Source organism: Acinetobacter sp. ACZLY 512, assembly GCF_023614015.1.
Classification (GTDB): domain Bacteria; phylum Pseudomonadota; class Gammaproteobacteria; order Pseudomonadales; family Moraxellaceae; genus Acinetobacter; species Acinetobacter soli.
Genome location: NZ_JAKIVI010000005.1, coordinates 43,276 through 66,467, shown reverse-complemented (window position 1 = coordinate 66,467; position 23,192 = coordinate 43,276). Strand labels below are relative to the sequence as shown.

Here is a 23,192-nt window from a genome sequence, read left to right as displayed (position 1 = left end):
ATTTAGTGGGATTTAGATAGACACCATAGTGATATGGTAAACACAAGTGTTTCAGATATGAATGAACAATTAACTGCAACCCTGATGTCTTGGGTCAGCTTTTTTAATGATCCTTTATGGGATTTTCTGGTCGTTTTCTTGCTGGCAGCAGGTACGTTTTACACCATCGCAACCAAAGCGGTGCAAATTCGTATGTTCTGGCAAAGTATTCGAGTCATGAAGGGAAGCCGTAAAGACGGTGAAGATGAACACGGTATTACACCGTTTCAGGCCTTTGTAACTGGTCTTGCAAGCCGTGTTGGGGTTGGAAATATCGCCGGTGTGGCGATCGCGATTGCGTTAGGTGGGCCTGGCGCAGTGTTTTGGATGTGGGTAACTGCATTATTGGGTATGAGCTCGGCATTTACCGAATCTACACTGGCTCAGTTGTTTAAAGTCCGTGACACGCAAACTAAACAGTTCCGCGGTGGACCTGCCTACTATATTACTCAGGGATTAAAGAGTAAAACATTCGGCTTTGTGTTTGCCATTTCTCTTATTTTTACCTATGGTTTTGTATTTAATTCAGTACAAATCAATGCGATTGCCAATGCAACCTCGCACTCTTGGGGCTGGGATAAAGCCAATATCATCTTGCCTCTTGGCGGTCTCAACTTCGAAGTATCTTGGGTTGGCCTGGCTTTGGTGGTATTGGTGGCAATTGCCATTTTTGGTGGTATCAAACGGATTGCCAAATTTGCTGAAATGTTTGTTCCAATTAAAGCAGGTTTGTATTTGGCGGCTGCACTATATATTGCAGTCATCAACTACGATATTTTGCCTGATGTTTTTAAACTAATCTTCACCGAAGCATTTGAGTTTAAAGCAGCGGCAGGTGGCTTTTTTGGTGGAATGATTTCATTGGCCATGATGCAGGGCATCAAGCGCGGTCTATTTTCAAATGAAGCGGGGATGGGTTCTGCACCGAATGCCGCTGCTGCATCGGAAGTGAAACATCCAGTCGATCAGGGCTTGGTACAGATGCTCGGTGTATTTGTAGATACCTTCATTGTATGTACCTCAACGGCATTGATTATCCTGATTTCGGGTGTTTATCACGACGGTGGCACCATTGGGGTTGAAATGACCCAGCGTGCGCTTGAATCACAGCTAGGTAGCTGGGGCGGTGATTTTCTTGCGGTATTGCTATTTTTGTTCTGTTATTCGGCTGTGCTGGGCAACTATGCCTATGCAGAAGGCAATATGCAGTTCATCAATAACAGCCCGAAAGTCATGTTTATCTTCCGTATTTTTGTATTGTTCATGGTTTACTTTGGCGCAATCAGCAGTGTTCCGTTGGTTTGGTCGATGGCCGATTTGTTTATGGGTATTATGGCGACCATCAACCTGATTGCGATTTTGTTGCTCACGCCATTTGTTCGTAAGCTTCTCAAGGATTATCGTGAACAAATGAAAAAGGGAATCAAAAACCCTGAATTCAAGATTGATCAATATCCTGAAATGAAGAAAAAAGTCGATAGCGATATCTGGTAATTAAAATTCAAAATAAAAAAGCAGTCTGTTTCACAGGCTGCTTTTTTTTGAGCTGATATAAATTCGATACAGCTTTTCTTGTAACATGCGACTAAACTTGCCAAACAAAAAAAACAGGATAAAGGTTTTTTATTGCAATGAGATGTCTGTCTATTCTACTGTTTGGATTTTCCCTGATACTTGCAGGGTGTCAACACGCACCCGTAGAAAAGCATCAACCAATTGCGCAGCCTTTACTAGAAACACAGCGTGATCAGGTCGCAGCTTCCTTTGCATCGATCAAGCAGCAACGCCCGGTTGTGGCGCTGGTCTTGGGCAGTGGTGGTGCGCGTGGCTATGCACATATTGGTGTAATTGAAGTACTCGAACAGCATGGTATCCGTCCAGACTTTATCGTGGGGACCAGTGCAGGCAGTATTGTGGGCGCGATTTATGCCAGCGGAAAAACATCGAGTGAGTTACGAGATATCGCGCTTAATTTAAAAGTGGGCGATGTGCGTGAACTGACCCTCGATAAAAAAGGCTTTTTTGATGGTAAAAAAGTTGAAGATTATGTCAATCAGCAAGTTAATCATCAGCCACTCGAGCATATGAAAATTCCGATGTTTGTGGTGGCAACCGAGCTTAAGCAAGGCAAACAAACTATTTTTAATCAGGGCAATACCGGGCAAGCCGTTCGAGCGTCAATTTCGATTCCGAGTATGTTTGTACCTACAAAAATTCAAAATAAAGAATATGTCGATGGTGGACTGGTCAGCCCTGTACCGGTCGAAGTTGCCCGATCACTCGGTGCAGACGTCGTTATTGCAGTCGATATTCTGGCACAGCCCATTCATACAGAAACCACCAACATCTGGGGATTGTTTAACCAGAACATCAATATTATGCAAAACCGTTTAGCGGATGAAGAACTCAAACACGCTGATATTGTGATTCAGCCAGAACTTTATGAAAAAGCACATATCTTTGATGTAAAAGAACGTGAGGCCACCATTCAGGCGGGCATCAATGCTGCACAAAAAAAATTAGATGCGATTCAAACGGCACTTGATCTGCATAATGTCGATGCGCAGGCCAAGCAGCCGTAAAAACAAAAATGGTATTAAAGCTGAACGGTTGCTCCCAAGGCTTTAATAAATTGTGCCAGCCACTCAGGATGGGCAGGCCATGCGGGTGCGGTAATCAAATGACCATCAGTCACGGCATCGGTCACGGAAATATCGGCAAATGTTCCACCAGCCAGTTTAACTTCGGCAGCACAAGCGGGATAAGCCGAACAGGTTTTACCTTTTAAAACGTCTGCTGCTGCCAGAATTTGTGCACCATGACACACCGCCGCAATGGGCTTTTTGGCCTGATCGAAGGCTTGTACAATGGCAATTACGCGTGCATTCATGCGCAGATATTCTGGTGCTCGTCCACCCGGAATGACCAAGCCGATATATTGATCGGGTTGTACGTTTTCAAAATTATAATTGATGGCAAAATTGTGACCGCGCTTTTCACTGTAAGTTTGTTCACCTTCAAAGTCATGAATGGCTGTGGCGATATGATCGCCTTCAATTTTATCGGGACACACCGCATGCACGTCATAGCCTAAAGCAGTTAAAAACTGAAAAGGCACCATGGTTTCATAGTCTTCTACATAGTCACCAACCAACATGAGAATCTGTTTTGTCATTTTAGGGTCCTGTTATGATTATGTGTTGTGATTTTCGCTTTTATCATACGCTTTTCACGTTGCAAAAAAATGAGTTTTTGAGCTGGCTCAATGGCGATATTGTATGAAGATGCTTTGGTGCTTGCACTTGTTACAAAAAATGATTAAAAGAACAGGAAATTGGATCAATCTACAACGAGACGATAAATATCGTTTAGGTTAAATTTAAGTTTCGCGCTTTAGGCTTGATTCAAATGCGACGATTCGTCATGAAGGAATAAAAATTTACCATGTTTAAATCATTTTTTCCAAAACCGAAATGGTTTGTTTTATCCCTCATTTTTTGGTTTGGTATCAATCTGCTGCTGTGGTACTCGGGTGGAAAACACTGGGGCGAATTTGTTGGCTTTCCTAAGGGCTATGCCGATGCGGAGCTGGCGGTAAGTGTTGCACGTTTTTGGTCTCCCGCATTTATATGGTTTTATATCTGGTTTTTTATCGCAACCGCGCTTTTTGCTGGGTTCTGGAAAATGCTGTCAGACAACCCTTGGCAACGCTGGTCGATATGGGGAAGTGCATTTATTTTATTTAATATCTGGTTTGGCGTACAAATCAGTGTTTTGGTCAATGCCTGGTATGTCCCATTTTGGGATCTCATTCAGAGTATGCTGACCAATGGTGGCGGTAACATCATGGATTTGTATAAAGAAACTCTAGTTTTTCTTTATATTGCCATGGTGGGGGTAACGCTGGCTGTCGTGAATTCCTTCTTTACCAGCCATTACGTCTTTCGCTGGCGTACTGCAATGAATGATTTCTATACAGCGCATTGGGATAAGCTCCGCCACATCGAAGGTGCCTCACAGCGTGTGCAAGAAGACACCATGCGTTTTGCCACTATTATGGAAGACTTGGGAGTTGAACTGGTCAAGGCCATGATGACCTTGATTGCCTTTTTACCGTTATTGTTTCAGCTTTCCAAATATGTACCCGTCGTTCCGATTATTGGTGAGCTCAATCATTCGTTGGTTTGGGCCGCCATCGTTTGGGCAGTATTTGGTACGGTACTTTTGATGGTGGTCGGGATTAAATTGCCTGGCTTGCAATTTAATAATCAAAAAGTGGAAGCGGCCTATCGTAAAGAGTTGGTCTATGGTGAAGATCATGCTGACCGTGCTAGACCCGCAACACTGAAAGAATTATTTAGCCGTGTGCGTACAAATTACTTTCGTCTTTATTTTCACTATGCTTATTTTAACTTGACTGCGACTTGGTATGGTCAGTTAGATATTCTCTACAATTTGGTTGTGTTATTTCCATCGATTGCAGCGGGTAAACTAAGTTTGGGTTTGATCAATCAAATCGGTGGAGTATTCAATAAAGTACGTGATTCATTCCAGTATTTAATTAATTCGTGGAAAACGATTATTGAGTTACTTTCTATTCGTAAGCGTTTAAAAGCATTTGAATCGATTTTGGATCAATCATCCTGATTAAAAAAGCCTTCAGTACAATGAAGGCTTTTTTGATGTTTAAAGCGTTGTTTGATATTTGATTTAGCGGCGGTCATCCCAACCACGATGATCATAACGTCCACGATCATCCCATCCACGATGGTCTCGATCATAGCGACCATGGCCATCTCGATGATGAGGACCATCATAACCAAATGGATCGACTACACAGCCTGCTGTGAGTACGGTTGATGTCACCAGAACGCTTGCGAGTATCGCTTTTAATTTAGTCATATTTACACCCTTGACCTTGTTTTATAAGTCTATGATGCGACATGCCTAGCCAGAGAGTAGGGAGAAATGAGAGGAGTTGTGTGAAGAACCATTCATACTGTGTACATAAAAATTCGCGATGCTGCTCTTGTTGGCAAAAGTGAATCATGAGCCAAGAAAGACAACTCCTAAGCCTGCACCACAAATCATGATCCATAACGGATGAATTTTTTTGACCAGTCCCATTGCCGCAGTGAATACCACAATGGCAATCAGAAACATATTTTGTGCTGATGCATCTGCAATCAGCCATGCACTGACCAAAACCAGACCGACTGTAATGGGTTTTAATGCCTGCTCAAAACGACCACGTAATGGATGTGCTTTAAATCGATCCCAGAATTTTAATGCATATACAGTGATAATCGATGAGGGACCAAATTTTGCCAATGAGGTCACCAGCAAGCCAGCTGGGCCTGCAACATGCCAGCCAATCAAGGGGATAATCATCATATTTGGGCCGGGTGCCGCCTGTGCCATGGCAAATAGCGAACTAAATTGCTCAGCCGTCATCCAGTGATGTACATTCACCACCTGATGCTGCATTTCAGGCAAAATGGCATTACCTCCACCAAAGGCCAATACAGACAATTGCGCGAAAACACCTGCTAAAACCACCAAAACCGATATCATGCTTTTCGAGCTCCCAAAATGACAAAGTTGATGACCAGTAAAATCAGTAAAGTGAGCGCCAAAGGAATTTTCACGATCAGCATACATATAAACGTCAGCACGATGGTCAGGGCAGTTAAGTAACTTTTCATGATCGGGCGTAGCATTTTTAAACCTGTGGCAAACAGTAATCCGGCCGCGGCTGCAGCAAGGCCTTGAATCATGTGTCTTACAGTTGGAAGATGTTGAAAGTGTTCATAAATTTGATACAACCCCAGCACAATCAAAGTGGGTGCTGAAATGAGCCCTAAAATTGAACTGAACGCACCTTTTACGCCTTGAAATTGCATCCCGATGGCAACAGACATATTAATAATATTGCCTCCGGGAAGAAGCTGGCACACTCCGAGTAAATTGGTAAATTGTGCTTCATCGAGCCATTTCTGGTCTTCAACAATCATGCGATGTGCCAGCGGTAATACTCCACCAAAACCCATGAGCCCAAGTTTCATAAACCCGATAAACAAAGCCTTACAACTGGGCGTAGATGTCTGTTCACTGGCTATTGGCATGGCGTGTACTTTCATTAAACCCTCATACTGTTAAATCTTTGATAGACATAGCATGAGCCGATCATGGTATATTTACAAATGCTATTTTTGCCACTAAACATACCGAAAAGGTATAGCGATGATTGATATTCATAAACTCAATGCCTTTGTGGCGGTGGTCGAGGAAAATAATATTTCCAGAGCAGCACAGCGTCTGCATATGCAGCAACCGCCTCTTACACGACTGATTAAAAGCCTTGAAGAAGAGCTTGAAATTCAGTTGCTTAAGCGACTGCCTCGTGGCGTTGAAGTAACTGAAGCCGGCAAAGCACTGTATGAAGAAGCACTCACCATTTTGGCACATGCACAGGCCATTCCCAGACGAGTACAGAGCATTGCACAGGGTAAAGCTGGACAGCTCAATATTGGCTTTACCAATTCGGTCGGCTTACATCCATTTTTACCTGCATTATTACGTCGATATCGTGATCAGTTTGCTCAGGTCTCGATTCATCTAGAAGAAGAAAGCAGCGGTGCGCTCATCGATTCAGTTATGAACGAGAAACTAGACATTGCATTTTTAAGAAAACCGGCCCCTGTAAGAACCGAACTACACAGTGTGCATGTACTGAACGAACCTCTCATTGTGGCTTTGCCAACGAGCCATCCTTTGGTAGAACATCCTGATACGATTCGTTTAATTGACCTTGAACCTTTTGAGTTTGTTTTATATCGGCGTCTTGCTGGTCAGGATTTGTTTGACAATATTTTAGCCAATTGCTATCAGGCTGGATTTAGTCCAAATATTATTCAGGAAGCGCCAAGGCTCACATCGAGTTTAAACTTGATTGCCGCAGGCATTGGGTTGTCGATTGTGCCAGCATCCATTCAAGATTTCTGGAATAAACAAATCGTTTATCGGTCACTCGAAGCAAAAAAGCCATGTATTGCACCAATTTATGCAATTTATCGGGCCAAAGACAACAATATCCGTGTGACGCATTTTTTGAATCTGTTGAAAGCCAGCCAGTCATTTGAAAATGTAGTTAATATTAATGAGTAAACTGATAGAAATTTAAAATCGGGCCAACCAAATGTTGCTGTGATTTATCTAACGTGACTTTGATTTCTCGAAAGTTAAAGTCACCATCATCACGATATTTTGCAACGCCATGCGTTTTATTATTCAGCTTCGGAATCTGATAACTAAAGAAAGCGCTATGTTTGGATGGATGTACCACATTCAACAATTTCTGTGAGTCTTTATAACCGCCAAATTCATTTTCTATGCTTTCTTTTAAAAGGTTTGGAAAATACAGGCTGGCATAGGGCATACCGCAACCAACACAAACTGAAGAATCATATAGTTCAATGGCTTGTTTTTGATTTTTGCTCATCAACAATGCTGAACCTGTACCATTTGCCCCAGCATTTGCTTCGATATCTTGCCAATCTTTTGGAACCAGTACCGCGCCAATTTCAGGTAGTCCGACCAATTTAAGTTGCTTTGCTAGATTAGCATCTAGCTTAAAATCAAAATGACAGCTTTTTGCTGTACACGATTTAAAGCCTTTTAACAGTCCATCATTGACGGGATTAGGTGCAGTAACACCATAAAAAGGAACGCGAACATCATTGCTAAAGGAGACTTCACCCAATGTATATATTTGATTCATTGCTTGGCGTTGTTTAGCTGTATTTGAAAATTGAGGAAAAGACGGCTTAAACGTGGATACTTCAGCATGTGTCAATGGAAGCCAAAGTATCGAACCTAAAGAAAGAATAGTTTTGATGATCAATTTTATCATTATAAGGATAGATCCCAATAAAATAGCTGTTTTAAAGCTAGCATATTTTTAATACAAGCGTGTATGACTGTTCCATTCAAAAAGGTTTTAGAATGATGGATAGATTCATAATAAGTTGATGAGAATTCCAAATGATCCAACTAAAAAAAATAGTGTCAGGTTGTGGCTTTATGGCAATAAGTTACTTTGCCTTTGCACAGGATATTCAGGGCACTGCCTTTACCCATCAAAACTGGGAAGTGTATTGTTCAAATACCGGAACTTGCCGTGCCGCGGGTTATCAAAGTGATGACGGTCAGCAAAATCCAGCATCGATTCTACTTACTCGGGTGGCAGGACCAAAGGAGCCTGTACGCGCACAATTTGCGCTCGCAAATGGTGGCGAGGATAGCTTTGCTGCCAATCAAGTCAAGAATATTCATTTTTATATCAATGACAAAGATTTGGGTGCTGTCGCCGTGAAAGAGGTTGAATCGCCATTGATGGGCACGCTTTCGGCTGCACAAGTGAATGCATTGCTCAAACAAGCTTCGCAGAAAACCAAGATGAGCTTTAAAAATTCGCATTACGTTTGGAATATTTCCGATGCAGGTATGACCGCCGTACTGCTTAAAATGGATGATTTGCAAAAACGTATTGGTACTACGGGGGCTATCGTCAAAAAAGGCAGTACAAATGAATCGAATGTATTGATGCCTCAGCCTAAGTTAATGATTAAAAAGGTAAAAACAGCCGATCAGCCATATCTCACCCTAAAACCCAACACCAAACAATATCAAAGCCTGCATACACGCTTGTTAGCTGCAAATCCAAAACCAAAAGAAACCGATTTTTGTGAAGGGATTTATAACGGCGCCGACAAAGGTGCAAAACCTCAATCTATTCAGTTGTATAAACTCACCAATGGTAAAGTTTTGGCTACAACCTTGTGCGTTCGCGGTGCATACAACGAAGGCTATGGCGCATGGGTATTAGACCAGTCATTGCAAGGGCAGACCACGTATGTGACCGAATGGGCAACCGACATTGCTTCTGGTGAAATCAGCAGTGCGTTTAAGGGCAGAGGAATTGGCGATTGTTGGTTAGAGCAGTCATGGATTTGGGATGGACAACGCTATGTACAAAATCAAAACAGATGGACAGGGATGTGTAAAAATATTGCGGCTGGTGGTGTTTGGGAACTCGATCAGATTGAAGCAGTGGTGAAATAATTAAACTGTGAACGTAAAATAGCCAAAGGAAACAACATGCTTAAGCATAAGATTGGTTTGGGTGGAATAATTTTAATGGGTGCATCTGCCTGCTTGAGTAGCTCTGTTTTTGCTGCACCTTTACAGATTCTCGATTTCAAAACTGGACAACTTAACCAAACCACTCAAGATCAACTCTGTACACAACTCAAAAAACTATGCAAAAAAGGAGTGCAATGGAGAAGCCTAACAACTCCAGACCAGAATTTGTGGGTTTTATCGAATCGTAATGATGTTGCACAATTTAAGCCGTCAGCGATGGGTTATAAATTCATTCGACAGTGGAATATCGTGACAGTCGCCAGCGAAGACGATGATCAAAAACAATATGTATTTCCCAAACTTTTTCCAATGACTGAAAATCGTTATGCAATTGCAGTCATTGAGCGTATTTCTGAAATGTATTCGGGTGGTGGCGCAAAAATAGAACAAGCCAGTTTTTATGAATTAAAAGATTCAGGTCAGGCACATCGCTTTATTGAAAATTATCCATTTAGTTTTAGTCGTATGGTTCGAGCCTGTTTTTCAGAGCAGGACTATGCAACTTCAAAAGGGCGTTGTCATGATGAAGATGGCTTGAGTCTGGATATTCGGCCACTCAAGCCGATGCTATGGCAATTTCGTTATCGCTATCATTTAGATATATCACCAGCATCCGATTCGGGTGAAAAATCTTACAAAGGTAGTCGCGACTTAAATATCGATTTAAATCGAGTACCAAAGCAGCCCAATATTCCTGAAAATTGGAATTATACCGGTCAGGGTTAATTGTGATATTTACAGCCACCTAACAGATTAAATAAAACAAAATATGCTAAAAGTAGGCAATTGCAGATTGGAGTGAAACTTATGTTACAGCGTTGTGATTCGTTATTGGGGCAAAAACGCTCTACCATCACATGTGCCTTTACGCTTGTAGCGGCTATATTTGGAGCAACTCAAATGGCAAATGCTGGCCCCGCAGTGGATCAGTTGAGTGATTGCTTGGTGAAATCGACCACAGCAGCCGATAAAACGACGGTGTTGCAATGGACTTATGCGGCGTTATCGGCGCATCCCGATTTAAAAGCATTTAGTAATGTGAGTGCTGAGCAAAAAGATCAGCTTGACCAAAAGCTTGCGCAAGTGTTGCAACGGATTATTATCGATCAATGTTCGGCACAGACTAAAAATGTGATTCAAACCGAAGGCTTGCAGGCGGTGGGGCAGAGTTTTCAGCAATTGGGACAAAATGCAGGTGAAGAGATTGTAAAAGATCCGGCAGTGAAACAGCAGTTACAAGGAACACTACGTTATATCGATTTAAACAAAGTGGCGATGACGTTTTTGACGCCGGGTGTGTTGAGTAAGTTGGGATTATAAATAACTTAATCTTATTAGGAAATAATTTATATATTATAGATTCTGAATTTAATAATTTACTTCTAGACTAGATTAATCTAATAATTTGATTAGCAAGCTTATTTCTTGCTAATCAATATTAAAATATAAATTTAGATAGCATGGAATGGGGGTGAAAGTTTCTAAATTAATAAAGCGTATTTTTAGCTCTAAATTATGTCTCTAAGCATGAATAAGCTAAATGAAGAGAAAAAAGTACATCATAACCCCTATTTATAAAAGCGCTCACATTTGAATAATATTTATAAGTAAGTATTTACAGAGATTCTATTTGGTATCATTTTATAAATATAACTAAAATTTAATTTTCGCTCCAATTGATAATAAATATTGATTCAGTCTTTTACTTTCCATGAATATTTAACTGGATTACTTGCTCCTTTTTTTCGAAATTTATCTGGAACTCTTTTATTAATATATTTATTTAAAAAAAATGATGAGGCTTCTTTACCCACGAAACCAAATCTCTTTTTACGCATAGTTTCATCATAGATATCTTCATTTATGAGCATAAATTGTGGGAAATTTTCTTTAGTAGCTTCTTTCCATTCATCAACAATAAAAACACCCTTAATGACACCTTGAATTGTTGCTAATACTAATTCTGCTTTTTTAGCCTCTGTTAAACTAATCTTCCATGCAAATCTTACAGCATCATAAATATTTCGCTCTAAAGCACTTTTATTAATAGAAATAATTAGTGCTTTGTCATCAATTTCTACTGTTTCAATTTCATAAGTATTTATAATTTCTTGCACGTGAGCTACTCCGAATTCATTACTACCATTACCATTCATAATATTTGATAAGCCAGCATAAGCATCGATAAGAGCGGCCTCAATTTGAAACGCTGTTTCTTCATCTTTAATGCCATGTCGATGAATAATATGAATAATATCTAGGTTAGTATTTTTTATCTGTTTAATTAATTTTAGCTTGTAGCTTAGAATATCATTATCATCTTCTTTAATCTCTCCTCTTGTATGCTGAAAAACCCTATTACCTCGACCCTTGCCAACATAAAAAGTTTGACCATCACGTGGATCTATTAATCGATATACATACCAACCTAAACGATTTGAAACTTCATCCGAAAAGTGATTATTCTTCATTATTTCAGCCTTAATATAAAACCCCGTATTACTACGAGGTTTTATATCATGAAACCAATTAAAGATACAAAAATCTAACTAATCAACTTCTTCATCAATTCATTCACTTGAGCAGGGTTGGCTTTGCCTTTTGAAGCTTTCATCACTTGACCTACAAGGCCATTAAAAGCTTTCTCTTTACCAGACTTATACTCTTCAACCATTTTTTCATTGGCTGCAAGTACGTCTTTAATAATGGCTTCAATCGCACCTGTATCAGTTTCTTGTTTCAAACCTTTTTCTTGAATAATGGCATCGGCAGATTTGCCTTCATCCCATATAAAGCCAAAGACTTGTTTTGCAATTTTGCCGCTGATGGTGTTATCGACAATACGTGCAATCATGCCACCCAATTGTTCGGCAGACACAGGCGAATCTGCAAGCTCTAGGCCAGCTTTATTTAAGGCACCAGAGAATTCACCCATCACCCAGTTTGCAGCAATTTTACCGTGTGCTGCACCCCCAGCCGCTGCGACAACCGCTTCATAAAAATCGGCCATTTCACGAGACAAGGTAAGTACATGCGCATCGTATTCGGTAATTGCAAATTCAGCGATAAAACGTTCACGGCGTGCAGCAGGAAGCTCCGGCATGGTTGCTTTAATTGCTTCAATTTGCTCATCTGCAATGATCACAGGCAACAAATCTGGATCTGGGAAGTAGCGATAGTCGTTCGCTTCTTCTTTAGAACGCATTGAGCGGGTTTCCATTTTGTTTGGATCAAACAAACGGGTTTCCTGATCAATCGTGCCGCCCCATTCCAAAATTTCCATCTGGCGTTCAATTTCGACATTGATCGCTTGCTCGATAAAACGGAACGAGTTGAGGTTTTTCAGCTCACAGCGGGTACCAAATGCATCGCCCGGACGGCGCAAGGACACGTTACAGTCGGCACGGAATGAACCTTCTGCCATGTTACCGTCGGAAATTCCTAACCAGCGCACAAGCGTGTGAATCGATTTAATATATGCAACCGCTTCTTCGACCGAGCGCATATCTGGTTCAGATACGATTTCGAGCAATGGTGTGCCGGCACGGTTTAAGTCGATACCCGACATACCTTCGAACTGATCATGAATCGATTTACCGGCATCTTCCTCTAAATGCGCACGCGTCACGCCGATGCGTTTGACGGTGCCATCTTCAAGCTGGATGTCGATATGGCCCAAGCCCACAATCGGATTGTCCATCTGGCTGATCTGATAGCCTTTTGGCGAATCTGGATAGAAATAGTTTTTACGTGCAAATACAGAAGCCTGATCGATATATGCATCGATGCCCAAGCCAAAGCGGATCGCAAGATTCACCACTTCTTCATTTAATACTGGCAATACACCCGGCATGGCCAAATCGACCAAACTTGCTTGCGTATTCGGGTCTTGACCAAATTCGGTAGAAGAACCCGAGAAAATTTTAGATTGGGTTGCAAGCTGGGTATGAATCTCAATCCCGATCACCACTTCCCAACCATCAATCAGGTTCGACTTTGGCTTTTTTTGAGCTGCTTTTGAAGGATTATTCATTAGGCATTCTCCTCAGCAATTGCCGCACGTTGTGTGTGGAAGGTGGTGTCTTGTTGGTACTGATGCACAATTGAAAGCAATTGCGACTCAGACCAGTAATTACCAATCAGTTGTAAACCGACAGGTAAATTGTTGCTGTCGAGGCCCACAGGTGCATTGATTGCAGGTAAGCCCGCAAGGTTCACTGCAAGGGTATAAATATCGCCCAAATACATTTCAACCGGTGTGAGATCGGCACCAATTTTATAAGCTGTGGTGGGTGCAGATGGCGCAGCAATCACATCGACATTTTCAAATGCTTTTAAGAAATCTTGCTGAATTAAGCGGCGTACTTTCTGCGCTTTTACATAGTAGGCATCATAATAGCCAGCCGAAAGGGCATAAGTACCAATCAAGATACGGCGCTGTACTTCTGCACCAAAACCTTCTGAGCGTGAACGTTTGTATAAATCCATCAAATCGACCGGATTTTCACAGCGGTAGCCGTAACGTACACCGTCATAACGCGATAGATTCGATGAGGCTTCAGCAGGTGCAATCAGGTAATAAGTCGGTACATAGCTTTCAGTCATGCTAAGGTCAATCTCGACCAGTACCGCGCCCATCTCTTCCAGTTTTTTCAGAGATTCTTCTACGCGTGCTTTTACCTCGGCATCTAAGCCTGCCACATTGAAGTACTGCTTTGGAATACCAATACGCAGGCCTTTTAGTGCTGTTGCATTTAAGTTCGCTACGTAGTCATCGACGTCTTTTTTGACAGATGTTGAATCTTTGGCATCATGACCTGCCATCACATTCATAAGGTAAGCGCAGTCTTCGGCAGAGCGTGCCATTGGGCCGCCCTGATCTAGTGAAGATGCATAGGCGATCATACCAAAGCGTGATACACGGCCATAGGTCGGCTTTAACCCTGTTAAACCACAAAACGACGCCGGCTGACGAATAGAGCCGCCCGTGTCTGTACCTGTGGCAAACGGAGCAAGGTCTGCGGCCACGGCAGCTGCCGAACCACCCGATGAACCGCCCGGTACACGGTCGAGTGCCCATGGGTTACACGTTGCACCAAAGTAGGAGCTTTCTGAGGTTGAGCCCATTGCAAACTCATCCATGTTGAGTTTGCCCAAGGTCACTAAACCTGCTGCATTGCCTTTGGCAACCACTGTGGCGTCATAAGGCGAAATAAAATTGTCGAGCATTTTAGAACCAGCAGTGGTTTTAATGCCTTTGGTACAAAAGATATCTTTGTGTGCCAATGGAACGCCAGTGAGGAAGCCAGCGTTGCCAGCCTGACGCAAGGCATCGGCAGCATCGGCCTGAGCCAGTGCCTGTTCGTGGGTCACAGTGACATAACTTTTTACCTGAGCGTCGATTTTGTCGATGCGGTTCAGATAATGTTGTGTGAGTTCGCGGGAAGAAAATTGAGCTTGGCCTAGACCCTCGGCGAGCTCACGAACAGATAAGCGGTGTAAATCGGTCATAAGTAAAAATTCTTTACGTTCAAAATTGTAAGCAATTTAAGTAGCGAGAGTATTATTCGATTACGCGAGGAACCAGATACAGTCCAGCTTCGGTTGCTGGAGCAACTGCTTGATATTCTTCACGATGATTAGTTTCCGTTACCGCATCTTGGCGCAACGGTTGCGCGGTATCAAACGGACTCTTTAGTGGCTCAACACCATCGGTATCGATACTTTTTAAGCTTTCCATCATGTCTAAAATTTTATTTAGACTTTGAGCATATTCGGCAGATTGCGTATCATTCAGCGACAATCGAGCAAGATTGGCGATTTGCGATACGGTTTGTGCATTTAAATCTGAATGCTGAGCATCCGATGTAGACATAACATCACCTAAGTCTGTATGAAAATTTGCAAATAATGTGGCTTATAATAAGCGATTGACTTGTTCAAAGCATCACATTTAGTTAAAGTTGCCAACTTGCGTCCATATAAAGTTTAACTGAGAACGACCCGTGATTCTAAAACGACTAATTGGCTTGTTTTCGCCAGATCTAGCCATTGATTTAGGTACAGCAAATACACTTATTTATGCACCAGGCCGAGGCATTATATTAAATGAACCGACTGTTGTGGCCATTCGTCACAGTGGCTCACAGAAAATTGTTGCTGCTGTAGGTCTTGATGCTAAACAAATGTTAGGTCGTACACCAGCCAATATTTCCGCGATTCGTCCAATGAAAGACGGTGTAATTGCCGACTTTGAAGTGACCGAGACCATGCTGAACCAGTTTATTGGTAAAGTCCACGAAAAGCGTTTATTCCCACCTGCACCGCGTGTTGTGGTATGTGTACCGTGTAAATCGACACTGGTCGAGCGCCGTGCCATCCGTGAAGCGGTATTTAATGCAGGTGCGCGTGATGTTCGTTTGATTGAAGAGCCAATGGCTGCTGCTATCGGTGCGGGTATGCCCGTCGAGCAAGCCTGTGGTTCGATGGTGGTCGATGTTGGTGGTGGAACTACTGAAATTGCGATTATTTCATTGCAGGGTTGTGTCTATGCCGATTCGTTACGTATTGGCGGCGATGTATTTGATGAGCAAATTATTCATTATGTACGTAAAGCGCATGGCTGTGTAATTGGTGAAACCACCGCTGAAATTATCAAGAAAGAAGTGGGTATGGCCATTGCCGACGACACTAAACTTGAAATTGAAGTGCGTGGTCGTAATTTGGCAGAAGGTGTGCCACGTTCAATTACCGTGACCTCTGACGAAGTGATGCAAGCTATTGCAGATCCATTACAAAGTATTGTCAGCGCGGTTAAATCTGCACTTGAACAAACACCGCCAGAATTGTCTTCAGATATCGCAGAGCGCGGTATTGTGCTGACTGGTGGTGGTGCGTTGCTACGTAATCTTGATAAATTACTCGCGCAAGAAACTGGCTTACCTGTGGTGGTTGCAGAAGATCCACTCACTTGCGTAACCCGTGGTGGTGGCAAAGTGCTTGAATTTTTTGACAATCCAAACCATGACATGCTTTTTGTAGGCTAATCCAATAGGAACGAGGCGGTGCAACCGAATCTTTTTTCAAGACAACCGCCATCTTTTCGCTCCTTTATTATTGCAGTGATTACAAGTGTGGTGGTGCTGTTTTTTAACTGGCGCATGCCACACGTCATTCAGCCTGCAAGGGATGTCTTGAATGCAGCGTATAATCCAATTTATGCGCTGGCAAGCTATCCGGTATTGTCGCGAGAGTGGCTCAATCAACAAACCAAATCTGAAGCTCAATTACGTCGTGAAAATACTGCGATGCAAGCTGAATTGCTTCAGGCACAGGTTCGTCTGCAAAAACTATCCGAGCTGTCGGCAGAAAACACCCGTTTACGTGGATTACTCGATACGCCGTTGATTATCGATGGTCGTATGGAAATTGCGGAAGTGATCGGTACAGATGCAGATCCACTTCGTCATATCATTATTATTAACCGTGGTGCAAATAGTCATCTAAAAGTCGGGCAAACCGTACTCGATGACAAAGGTATCATGGGACAAATTATTAATGTCTATCCACATAGTTCCCGTGTCATGCTGCTATCAGACAAAGAACATTCCTTATCGGTTCGGCTTGAGCGCACAGGCATGCGTGCAATTGTCACTGGTACTGGCGATTTGGGACGTCTGAAAATGGAATATGTGGCAACAAGTGCCAATATCCAAGTAGGCGATAAAGTTTATAGCTCTGGTTTGGGTGAGCATTTCCCTGCGGGATATTTGGTTGGAACTGTATCTCAAGTTCGTCGTCACAATTCGGGCGAGTTTGCCGAAATCGATGTAACACCTGCGGCTCAATTGGCCAGCGGTCATCATGTCGTGGTACTGTTTTCGGAATCTTTGGCGATGGAGCAACCGTATGCCGATCGCTAAACTCAGTGTAAAAAAATCTAAAGATCCATTATTGGTGATCGTTCTATCGATTGTGATTGGCTCGGTACTAATGGTATACCCGTTATCGTATGACATTTCGGGATGGCGCCCACTGATCATGCTAATGATCATGCTGTTTTGGGTACTGTGCCAGCCTACATGGTGTGGAGTATGGTTTGCCTTTGCGTTGGGTATTTTTACCGATTTGCTGCTCGATGCACCATTGGGTTTAAACGCGTTAAGCTTTGTACTGATCACCTTTTTTGTGCGCTACTTTACCCGTGAACGCCGAATTTTAACCTTTTGGAATATCTGGACGCTTGCTGGATTGGCAATTTTAGCTCATCTTTTGTTTATCTGGTTTGCACAAACGCTAGGTGATATGCGCTTTTCACTGGCACGACACTGGCAACCGCTTTTGACCAGTATCTTATTTTGGCCTGTTGTGTACTATTGTTTAAAACGATGGCGCATTTAATACTGGCTTCCAGTTCCCCCAGACGACACGAATTACTCAGTCAACTGGGGTTGACCTTTGAGGTGCATGCACCAGATATTGATGAGTCTGTTCTCGATCATGAGCAGGCACATGACTATGTTGAACGTTTAGCCGTCGAAAAAGCCCATACGATTTTAAGTCAATTTCCTGAATCAATTGTGATTGCTGCTGACACAAGTGTGAGTGTTGATGGTAAGATCATTGGAAAACCAGAATCAAAACAACATGCATTTGCGATTTGGTCTGAACTCTCAGGACGTCGTCATGAGGTTTTGACCGGACTCTGCGTTGCAACACTACATCAGCACGAGTCGCTTTGTGTGCGCACCGCCGTCGAATTCCAGTCGCTCAGTCTGACCGATATGGAGCGCTACTGGGCTACAGGCGAACCCATCGGTAAAGCAGGCGGATATGCCATACAAGGAATTGCTGCGCAGTTTATTCCGCGTATAGAAGGTAGTTATACCAATGTAGTGGGCTTGCCTTTGCACGAGCTAACACAGTTATTACAACGAGTTAAGGCCTTAAATTAACTCTGAAACAAGAATTTTTATAACGCTTTGAGTTTTTTTATGTCGGAAGAATTACTTATTAATGTCACGCCCATGGAGTGTCGGGTGGCATTAATTCAAAACGGAACAGTAAACGAACTATTTGTTGAACGTACTGTTAAACGGGGCTTGGTGGGCAACATTTACATGGGTAAAGTTGTGCGCGTTTTGCCTGGAATGCAGGCTGCCTTTGTCGATATCGGTTTGTCCCGAACTGCTTTTTTACATATCAATGATATGGTCTGGCCACGCGCGCAACCTACGCCGAATGTATTTGAGTTGCTACATCCGGGGCAGGTTCTCACGGTTCAAGTGATGAAAGATATGCTGGGAACCAAAGGCGCGCGCCTAAGCACCGATTTATCTATTCCTTCGCGATATCTGGTCATGATGCCATACGGCCATCATATAGGCGTGTCGCAACGCATCGAAGCAGAAGAAGAGCGTGACCGTTTAAGAGGCATTATTGAGCGCATTCAGGCCGAGCAAAAATTGCCGGGCAGTGTGATTGTACGCACAGCAGCCGAAGGAGTCGATGAAGAATCGATTGTTCAGGATATGCGTTACTTGGCCAAACTTTGGGAGTTTATTCAGCGTAAACAAAAACAGGCTGTAGTTCCAAGCTTGATTTTTGAAGAGCTGCCGCTTCCACAACGAGTGATTCGTGATCTGGCCAATGAAGACACTGCAAAGGTCTATGTGGACTCTCGAGAGGTTTACACCAAACTCAGCGAATTTATCGACGAATTTGTACCTAATATTAAAAATCGTCTGATTCACTATCCGGGTGAACGTCCGATTTTTGATTTGCACAATGTCGAAGAAGATATTCAAAAAGCCTTACAAACACGTGTTGCGCTCAAGTCTGGCGGTTATCTGATGATCGATCAGACGGAGGCCATGACCACGATTGATGTCAATACTGGCTCATATGTGGGTGGGCGCTCACTTGAAGACACTGTGTTTAAAACCAATATGGAAGCAACGCAAGTGATTGCACGACAGTTACGGTTACGTAACTTAGGTGGAATTATTATCATTGATTTCATTGACATGCAGGAAGCGACGCACCGCGAAGAGGTCATGAACCAGTTTCAAAAGATGCTCGAACGCGATCATGCCAAAACTAAGATCACGCAAGTGTCTGAGCTCGGTTTGGTTGAAATGACCCGAAAACGTACACGTGAGTCGTTAGAGCATTTACTTTGTGAATCGTGTCCGACCTGTCAGGGACGGGGGTATGTCAAAACAGCCGAGACGGTTTGTTACGAGATATTTCGAGAAATTTTACGTTACGCGAGAGCTTTTGAATCACAGAGTGGCTTTACTGTTGTCGCACATCCTTCAGTGATTGACCGGCTACTTACGGCAGAAGCGCCAGCCGTCGCGGATCTTGAGCATTTCATCACGCGTGTCATAAAATTCCAAGTTGAAAATTTATACACGCAAGAGCAATACGATATCATTTTGAGTTAAAGATGTAACAAGATTTCGCTTAATCCTTGTTACAACTGAAATTTTACTTTTATTGGCGAATTTTCAATACTAGGGACACAACGTAGCCAAAGACTTTTCTCCCATATTAGTCTTAGCAAATATAAGGGGTCTCTCGCATGAATGTTAGTGAAAGAATATTAACTCAAGGTTTAAAGCATATGATCGACAGCAAAACGGCTGCATCTTGTTATATGGTAGATGATCAAGGTAAAGAAGTTCAGATCACAACCGCAATGATCCGTAATGTGTGCCATCAATTACTTAAACAATGTCGTACCATTAAAAACTAAAGGGCTATTTCAGCCCTTTCGTTTTGTTTGTAATGATCAGAATAACAATAAAGAGATTAGGACGCCGCGGCGTCTTTTTTAACATCGGTAATAGCGCTTAAATCCGCATCATTGTTTGCAATCACTGCTTCGAAGCGCTGAATTTCATCTTCCAAATGTGTTAAAAGGTTTTGCATACTTGGTAAGGCATTACGGCAAGCGATCAGACCGACTTCAAGTTTATCTAAATAGCTGGTCATGGTGATATTGAGCGCCTGACCGTCTAATACAATTGAGGCAGGGTACAATGCATCGAGCTTGGCGCCATTCCAGTACAGTGGTTCGCGTGGTCCTGGTACATTGGAGATGACCAGATTAAATGCCTGACGTTTTGGCATAATCCCCGACAAGATATTTAAGCCTGCAGGACCATAAACCACCGCACTATAGTTAAGAATCTGGTCACTGGTCATACGCTTAAAACGCTGTTTCGAGTTTTGTACGCTACGACGAATAATTTGCAAACGTTCAAGCGGATCATTTTTATGCGTTGCCAAATTGGCCAGAATCATGGTGATACGGTTACTGGTGTCGGAATCATCATCTCGAACAGAAGCGGGAACCATCGCAATGAGCGGCTTTGAAGGCAGGCTGTTGTGACTAAGTAAATATTCGCGAAGCGCGCCCGAGCAGACCGCCAAAATCACATCATTAATGGTCACGCCTAAAGCTTTGGCAATATCTCGAAAGCGATCCAGTTCAAATGATTGCGCAGCAAAGCGGCGTGATGAACTTACGCGCTGATTTAATATCGAGCTAGGAGCCTGAAAGCTTGAAACATGATCGGGATTACGACCAATATCTTTAAAAAGCGTCTGTGAGAGTTCTTGCATTACGGTTGGTGTGGCCTGTAATTGTGTTTTGAGCCCCGTGATAATTTTTTTGATTTTACTGACTTTAGGTTCTTTTAGGCGTTTGGCGCGTTTACCTTCGACACACCAAGGTGGAACAATACTTTTTTCATTCACATCGTGAGACAGAGATTTTTCAATGAGGCGCATACCTGCCACGCCATCCACCATGGCATGATGGATTTTAAAATACATGGCAAAACGATTGCCCTCGATCCCTTCAATAATATTACAGGTCCAAAGTGGTTTGGCACGATCGAGCAAGGTACTGTGTTCTTGTGAGATATACACCAGAAGTTCACGAATTCGAGCTGGATGAGGCAGCGCAACATGACGGAAGTGATGATCTAAATCGAACTCTTCATCTTCATCCCAAAACAAACCGTTGAGTTTGTTGTTAAATGGAGGAACAGGAATCGACTTTGAAATACGAATATCATTTACCAAATCTTGTATAAATGTGGCTGGTGCATTGTCTGGAATCTGGAATAAAAATAATCCACCGACATGCATGGGCTGTTGTCTTTTTTCTAATGACAAGAAGATAAAATCAATCGGATGTAATGGGCGCATAGCGTGGATTGCCTCACTGCAATGATAATAATAACCCTGATATGAGCTATGTTTTTAGAATTATAGAACCGTACAACTAGTATATCGTTATTCGCCGACATAAATCTAACAAATTATGTTGAATAGCGAGTTCATAAAAAAACCACTGTAATAACAGTGGTTTTTTTTGAATTATTTATTCACATTACCGGCATGTAAACCACATTCTTTTTTGGTGGCTTCTTCCCACCACCAGCGCCCCTCACGCTCGTGCTGGTTTGGCAACACCGGACGGGTACATGGTTCACAGCCAATCGAGATAAAGCCACGTTCATGCAGCGGATTGTATGGAATTTCCATCATGCGAATATAATTCCATACATCGGCACTCGACCAGTTAGCCAGCGGATTGTATTTGATCAGCTGTTTGCCGGGGCCAGAAAATCCAGCATCCGCTTGAACAACGGGAATTTCGTTCCGTGTACCCGGACTTTGATCTTTTCGTTGACCTGTAATCCAGCCATCGAGTGTGGCCAGTTTCTTGCGAAGCGGTTGAACTTTTCGTATTCCGCAGCACTCAGTATGTCCATCTTCAAAGAAGCTAAACAAGCCTTTTTCTTTCACCAACTGCTGTACCGCATCCGATTCTGGAAAACAGATTTCGATCTCGATATTGTAATGCTTACGAACCGTTTCGATAAACTGATAAGTTTCAGGATGCAAACGGCCTGTATCAAGGCTAAAAACGCGAAACGGTTTACGCAAACGAGAGGCCATATCAATCAGCACCACATCTTCGGCGCCCGAAAATGAAATTGCAATTTCACCTTCTTGATTCAGTGCAAGTTCTAAAATTTCAGTTGGATACTTATCTGCATATTCGGTATTGAGTGCATCAACCAAATCGAGAGTAGGGATGGCGGTCATATAGGCTCCTGGCAACAGGCTTGGATGCGTATTATATAGCGCAGCGTTCTTTAAAGTGCCGAATTTAGAATAAATAAATCAACGATCTTGGGGTACACAATGAAATCTTCAACGATGACCCATTTTTGATCAGCTTAATGCTATTATACATCCATTTTTAAAACTGACAGTTGGAGTCTTCCATGGAAATCGTATGTCTTGATCTTGAGGGTGTTTTGGTTCCGGAAATCTGGATTAATTTTGCAAAAAAAACAGGAATCAAAGAGCTTGAAGCCACCACACGCGATATTCCGGATTACGATGTCTTAATGACTCAGCGTCTTAATATTTTAAAGCAACATGGTTTAGGCCTAAATGATATTCAAGCCGTAATTGCAGACATGGGGCCACTACCGGGCGCTAAAGAGTTTGTGGAATGGGTACGTACGCATTTCCAATTGATTATTTTGTCCGATACATTTTACGAGTTTGCACATCCGCTTATGCAGCAACTGGGCTGGCCAACTATTTTCTGTCATAAACTCGAAACAGATGAAAAGGGGATGATCAGTGCCTATAAACTTCGTCAACCAGATCAAAAGCGCGAAGCAGTCAAAGCGTTGCATGGCTTAAACTTCCGTGTCATTGCTGCCGGTGATTCTTACAATGACACAACGATGTTGGGTGAAGCCGATCATGGTTTCTTGTTTGATGCGCCAGAGAATGTGATTGCAGAATTTCCTCAATTTCCAGCGATTCATGGTTATGATGCGCTGAAAGAAGCGATTCGTGCCGTATCGCAGCGTGACATTCCGGCGTAAAAACTGAACGATAAAAAAGGC

General features: G+C 42.6%; 25 protein-coding genes. 14 read left to right on the top strand and 11 right to left on the bottom strand.

Features of this window, described 5'->3' with window-relative positions; translation table 11 throughout:
• The first annotated feature begins 57 nt into the window (after window positions 1-57).
• Window positions 58-1,533: an alanine/glycine:cation symporter family protein gene (locus L2096_RS07355; protein WP_034440484.1), complete on the top strand. Its 1,476-nt coding sequence runs from the start codon at window positions 58-60 to the stop codon at window positions 1,531-1,533.
• Between the two features lie 137 nt (window positions 1,534-1,670).
• Window positions 1,671-2,621 (top strand): patatin-like phospholipase family protein, encoded by a 951-nt coding sequence (locus L2096_RS07350; protein WP_004935221.1) that lies wholly within the window; start codon window positions 1,671-1,673, stop codon window positions 2,619-2,621.
• Between the two features lie 14 nt (window positions 2,622-2,635).
• Here the strand turns inward: L2096_RS07350 and L2096_RS07345 are convergent, their stop codons facing one another.
• Window positions 2,636-3,214: a DJ-1/PfpI family protein gene (locus tag L2096_RS07345; RefSeq protein WP_250365158.1), complete on the bottom strand. Its 579-nt coding sequence runs from the start codon at window positions 3,212-3,214 to the stop codon at window positions 2,636-2,638.
• A 269-nt stretch (window positions 3,215-3,483) separates the two neighbouring features.
• On the opposite strand from L2096_RS07345, the gene sbmA reads away from it, so the two are divergent.
• Window positions 3,484-4,686 (top strand): peptide antibiotic transporter SbmA, encoded by a 1,203-nt coding sequence (sbmA, locus tag L2096_RS07340; RefSeq protein WP_004935232.1) that lies wholly within the window; start codon window positions 3,484-3,486, stop codon window positions 4,684-4,686.
• Between the two features lie 63 nt (window positions 4,687-4,749).
• Here the strand turns inward: sbmA and L2096_RS07335 are convergent, their stop codons facing one another.
• From L2096_RS07335 to L2096_RS07325, 3 genes are all read right to left on the bottom strand, one after another.
• The gene (locus L2096_RS07335) at window positions 4,750-4,941 is read right to left on the bottom strand and encodes a hypothetical protein (protein ID WP_025094528.1); all 192 of its coding nucleotides are present in this window, start codon (window positions 4,939-4,941) and stop codon (window positions 4,750-4,752) included.
• Window positions 4,942-5,085: 144 nt separating this feature from the next.
• Window positions 5,086-5,613 (bottom strand): chromate transporter, encoded by a 528-nt coding sequence (locus tag L2096_RS07330; protein WP_004935238.1) that lies wholly within the window; start codon window positions 5,611-5,613, stop codon window positions 5,086-5,088.
• Window positions 5,610-6,179, bottom strand: a complete 570-nt coding sequence (locus L2096_RS07325; RefSeq protein ID WP_250365157.1) for a chromate transporter — start codon at window positions 6,177-6,179, stop codon at window positions 5,610-5,612. The genes L2096_RS07330 and L2096_RS07325 overlap by 4 nt, the downstream gene beginning before the upstream one ends.
• Before the next feature lie 103 nt (window positions 6,180-6,282).
• Here L2096_RS07325 and L2096_RS07320 point away from each other — a divergent pair, with 103 nt between their 5' ends.
• Window positions 6,283-7,206 carry a LysR substrate-binding domain-containing protein gene (locus L2096_RS07320; RefSeq protein WP_004935244.1) on the top strand — a complete coding sequence of 308 codons (924 nt, stop codon included), beginning with the start codon at window positions 6,283-6,285 and terminating at the stop codon, window positions 7,204-7,206.
• Here the strand turns inward: L2096_RS07320 and L2096_RS07315 are convergent.
• Entirely contained in the window at window positions 7,196-7,951 is a 756-nt protein-coding gene (locus L2096_RS07315) for a DUF4850 domain-containing protein (RefSeq protein ID WP_250365156.1), read from the bottom strand. The genes L2096_RS07320 and L2096_RS07315 overlap by 11 nt on opposite strands.
• A gap of 131 nt (window positions 7,952-8,082) precedes the next feature.
• On the opposite strand from L2096_RS07315, the gene L2096_RS07310 reads away from it, so the two are divergent.
• From L2096_RS07310 to L2096_RS07300, 3 genes are all read left to right on the top strand, one after another.
• The gene (locus L2096_RS07310; RefSeq protein ID WP_250365155.1) at window positions 8,083-9,162 is read left to right on the top strand and encodes a DUF1176 domain-containing protein; all 1,080 of its coding nucleotides are present in this window, start codon (window positions 8,083-8,085) and stop codon (window positions 9,160-9,162) included.
• A gap of 36 nt (window positions 9,163-9,198) precedes the next feature.
• Window positions 9,199-9,969, top strand: a complete 771-nt coding sequence (locus L2096_RS07305; RefSeq protein ID WP_250365154.1) for a hypothetical protein — start codon at window positions 9,199-9,201, stop codon at window positions 9,967-9,969.
• Between the two features lie 81 nt (window positions 9,970-10,050).
• A complete protein-coding gene (locus L2096_RS07300) occupies window positions 10,051-10,563 on the top strand; it encodes a hypothetical protein (protein WP_250365153.1) in 513 nt (170 codons plus the stop codon).
• A 374-nt stretch (window positions 10,564-10,937) separates the two neighbouring features.
• Here L2096_RS07300 and L2096_RS07295 read toward each other — a convergent pair whose 3' ends face one another.
• The 4 genes from L2096_RS07295 to gatC all read right to left on the bottom strand — a co-directional run bounded on the left by L2096_RS07295 (window position 10,938) and on the right by gatC (window position 15,118).
• Window positions 10,938-11,714, bottom strand: coding sequence for an LEM-3-like GIY-YIG domain-containing protein (locus L2096_RS07295; protein WP_104124663.1), 777 nt, complete (start codon window positions 11,712-11,714; stop codon window positions 10,938-10,940).
• A 74-nt stretch (window positions 11,715-11,788) separates the two neighbouring features.
• Window positions 11,789-13,276 (bottom strand): Asp-tRNA(Asn)/Glu-tRNA(Gln) amidotransferase subunit GatB, encoded by a 1,488-nt coding sequence (gatB, locus tag L2096_RS07290; protein ID WP_250365152.1) that lies wholly within the window; start codon window positions 13,274-13,276, stop codon window positions 11,789-11,791.
• Complete coding sequence (gene gatA, locus L2096_RS07285; protein ID WP_055415541.1) at window positions 13,276-14,754, bottom strand: Asp-tRNA(Asn)/Glu-tRNA(Gln) amidotransferase subunit GatA; 1,479 nt, start codon at window positions 14,752-14,754, stop codon at window positions 13,276-13,278. The genes gatB and gatA overlap by 1 nt, the downstream gene beginning before the upstream one ends.
• Window positions 14,755-14,806: 52 nt before the next feature.
• Window positions 14,807-15,118: an Asp-tRNA(Asn)/Glu-tRNA(Gln) amidotransferase subunit GatC gene (gene gatC, locus L2096_RS07280; RefSeq protein WP_004922268.1), complete on the bottom strand. Its 312-nt coding sequence runs from the start codon at window positions 15,116-15,118 to the stop codon at window positions 14,807-14,809.
• 130 nt (window positions 15,119-15,248) lie between these two features.
• On the opposite strand from gatC, the gene L2096_RS07275 reads away from it, so the two are divergent.
• The 6 genes from L2096_RS07275 to L2096_RS07250 all read left to right on the top strand — a co-directional run bounded on the left by L2096_RS07275 (window position 15,249) and on the right by L2096_RS07250 (window position 20,002).
• Window positions 15,249-16,289, top strand: coding sequence for a rod shape-determining protein (locus L2096_RS07275; RefSeq protein ID WP_004935270.1), 1,041 nt, complete (start codon window positions 15,249-15,251; stop codon window positions 16,287-16,289).
• Window positions 16,290-16,307: 18 nt separating this feature from the next.
• Window positions 16,308-17,165: a rod shape-determining protein MreC gene (mreC, locus tag L2096_RS07270; RefSeq protein ID WP_004935273.1), complete on the top strand. Its 858-nt coding sequence runs from the start codon at window positions 16,308-16,310 to the stop codon at window positions 17,163-17,165.
• Complete coding sequence (gene mreD / locus L2096_RS07265) at window positions 17,152-17,643, top strand: rod shape-determining protein MreD (RefSeq protein ID WP_004935277.1); 492 nt, start codon at window positions 17,152-17,154, stop codon at window positions 17,641-17,643. Before mreC ends, mreD begins: the two co-directional genes overlap by 14 nt.
• The gene (locus tag L2096_RS07260) at window positions 17,631-18,197 is read left to right on the top strand and encodes a Maf family nucleotide pyrophosphatase (RefSeq protein ID WP_151795067.1); all 567 of its coding nucleotides are present in this window, start codon (window positions 17,631-17,633) and stop codon (window positions 18,195-18,197) included. Before mreD ends, L2096_RS07260 begins: the two co-directional genes overlap by 13 nt.
• A 39-nt stretch (window positions 18,198-18,236) precedes the next feature.
• A complete protein-coding gene (rng, locus tag L2096_RS07255) occupies window positions 18,237-19,691 on the top strand; it encodes a ribonuclease G (protein ID WP_004945752.1) in 1,455 nt (484 codons plus the stop codon).
• A gap of 137 nt (window positions 19,692-19,828) precedes the next feature.
• Window positions 19,829-20,002 (top strand): PA1571 family protein, encoded by a 174-nt coding sequence (locus L2096_RS07250; protein WP_004935285.1) that lies wholly within the window; start codon window positions 19,829-19,831, stop codon window positions 20,000-20,002.
• 56 nt (window positions 20,003-20,058) lie between these two features.
• On the opposite strand, the gene L2096_RS07245 is transcribed toward L2096_RS07250, so the two are convergent.
• Together L2096_RS07245 and L2096_RS07240 are read right to left on the bottom strand one after the other, a co-directional pair.
• Window positions 20,059-21,465, bottom strand: coding sequence for a WS/DGAT/MGAT family O-acyltransferase (locus L2096_RS07245; RefSeq protein WP_151977819.1), 1,407 nt, complete (start codon window positions 21,463-21,465; stop codon window positions 20,059-20,061).
• 171 nt (window positions 21,466-21,636) lie between these two features.
• Window positions 21,637-22,371 (bottom strand): phosphoadenylyl-sulfate reductase, encoded by a 735-nt coding sequence (locus L2096_RS07240; protein WP_004935291.1) that lies wholly within the window; start codon window positions 22,369-22,371, stop codon window positions 21,637-21,639.
• Between the two features lie 182 nt (window positions 22,372-22,553).
• On the opposite strand from L2096_RS07240, the gene thrH reads away from it, so the two are divergent.
• Window positions 22,554-23,171, top strand: a complete 618-nt coding sequence (gene thrH / locus L2096_RS07235; protein ID WP_004945758.1) for a bifunctional phosphoserine phosphatase/homoserine phosphotransferase ThrH — start codon at window positions 22,554-22,556, stop codon at window positions 23,169-23,171.
• The last annotated feature ends 21 nt before the right edge of the window (window positions 23,172-23,192 follow it).